2 protein-coding genes and 1 pseudogene are annotated in these 1,873 nt (G+C 65.3%); 1 reads left to right on the forward strand and 2 read right to left on the reverse strand.

What is annotated here, in order from left to right; genetic code table 11:
- Positions 1 to 169: pseudogene (locus VSR34_RS37815) on the reverse strand (1,2-phenylacetyl-CoA epoxidase subunit A); the annotation flags it as partial.
- Positions 170 to 424: 255 nt separating this feature from the next.
- Here VSR34_RS37815 and VSR34_RS37820 point away from each other — a divergent pair.
- The gene (locus VSR34_RS37820) at positions 425 to 1,678 is read left to right on the forward strand and encodes an SGNH/GDSL hydrolase family protein (RefSeq protein WP_342965164.1); all 1,254 of its coding nucleotides are present in this window, start codon (positions 425 to 427) and stop codon (positions 1,676 to 1,678) included.
- Here the strand turns inward: VSR34_RS37820 and VSR34_RS37825 are convergent.
- Positions 1,627 to 1,873, reverse strand: a 247-nt coding sequence (locus VSR34_RS37825) for a hypothetical protein (RefSeq protein WP_342965163.1), incomplete at its 5' end; no start/stop codon positions are given. The genes VSR34_RS37820 and VSR34_RS37825 overlap by 52 nt on opposite strands.

A 1,873-nucleotide genomic window follows, 5' to 3' on the forward strand; every position in this document is an offset into this window, starting at 1 on the left:
GCGAGATCTGGCGCACGAGCGTCTTGCGATAGGCTTCGGGCATCCAGTCCTGCGGCTCGATCTTGCCGTCGGCGGCCATGATGGCGTCGAACTGCGCCTGCTCGGGCGAGGCGGCATCGGCGTCCAGCGGGGCGACGTTGCCGGGGATGTCGAGGGATTGCGTGTACATGGAGACGCTCTCGTCGAAGTTGGGTATGTCGCGCAGTATAAACCAACCGACCGGTCGGTAAATGAATTTTTTGAGGTAGAGCAAGAAATTTTTGGTGCCCCAAGTGCGTTCAGCGAGGACGCCAGCGAGATTGCTTGCGGTTCTGCCGGGCGGTGGCCTGTGTTGTCACGCGCGCGCCGGAATGGCAGGAGGATGCAACGCTGCACCGCGGGCCATCGGGCACAATGCCCCCTTTGCCTGCGCACTCATACACGGATGAAGATTGTTTTTGCTCCCCTCGCGGCCGCTCTGTTCATTTCGCTTGCCGCGACGTCCCCGGCCTTCGCCGATCAATCCTCCGGCGCCTGGGTCACTAACTGGGCGACGGCGCTCCAGTCGATTCCCGAGCGCGACGCGCTCCCGCCGCTGTATCGCGCGCCAGTGGTCGCCGGGCGGACCGTTCGGCAGATCGTGTATCCGACACTCGCGGGCACGGTTGCGCGCGTGCGTCTCAGCAATCTGTACGGACGCACCCCACTCGTCATCGAGGCGATGGCGATCGCGCCGTCCGCGGGCGGCGCGGCCGCAAGCGAAGCGGGGACAGTGCATGTCACTTTTGGCGGACGGGCGTCGGTGTCGGTGCCCCCCGGCGCCGCACTCGATAGCGACCCTGTGCGTATCGACGTGAAGGCGCACGCCCCTTATGCCATCAGCACCTATATGGGAGCCGAACAGAAGATGGTGGCCTGGCATCGCGTTGCGAGTCAGGTGAACTATGTCTCGCGTCCGGGTAATCACGTCGCCGATCCGTCGATTGGCGCGTTCACCGAGCGCTTTACACAGTATGCGTGGGTGACGGGGCTGGCGGTGGAGGCGCCGGGGGCATCGACGATAGCGGCGATCGGCGACTCGATCACCGATGGCATGCGCTCCTCGCTCAATCAGAACCGTCGCTGGCCGGACGCGTTGGCGCGGCGGATCGCGCAGTCGCAGCGCCCGGACCTGGCGGTGATCGACCTCGGGATTAGCGGCAACCGGCTGCTGAGCGATTCGCCTTGCTACGGCGAGGCGCTCGAGCGACGGTTCGCCCGCGACGCGCTGGGCCATCCGGGCGTGCGGACGGTGGTGCTGCTCATCGGCATCAACGACATCAACTTCCAGGCGATGCCGGCGCGATCGGGCCTCGACTGCGATTTCCCGCATACGCATGTGGATGCGAACGATCTGATCGCGGGCTATCGCCGCGTGATTGCGCAGGCGCACGGGCGGAACGTGCGCATTCTCGGCGCGACGCTCACGCCGGCTTCACTGCCCCCGGAGCGCGAGGCGATCCGCACGGCGGTGAACCAGTGGATCCGCACGAGCGCGGCTTTTGACGGCGTGGTCGATTTCGATGCGGCGCTGCGCGATCCGGCTGATCCCGCGCGCCTGCGCTACGGCTACGACAGCGGCGATCACATCCATCCGAGCGACGCGGGCTATGCGGCAATGGCCGACGCTGTGCCTTTGGCGGCGCTCGGCGGGAAATAGACGAAATTTCCCTTGCGTGGCGTCGGCTGCGGCGTTAAGATTCGCCCCCTTCGCAGTTCGATGTCTCCGACGTCCGGGATGCGAAGGCCGCCGCGGAAACCGGCGGCACGCGAAGTCGGCGGCTTTTTCAGGCGGTAAGCGAAAAAAAGCAGTTGACGAAGCGGGAAAGAGTCTTCATAATCTCGTTTCTCTGCT

Source organism: Paraburkholderia sp. JHI2823, from assembly GCF_038900695.1.
GTDB classification, from domain to species: domain Bacteria; phylum Pseudomonadota; class Gammaproteobacteria; order Burkholderiales; family Burkholderiaceae; genus Paraburkholderia; species Paraburkholderia mimosarum.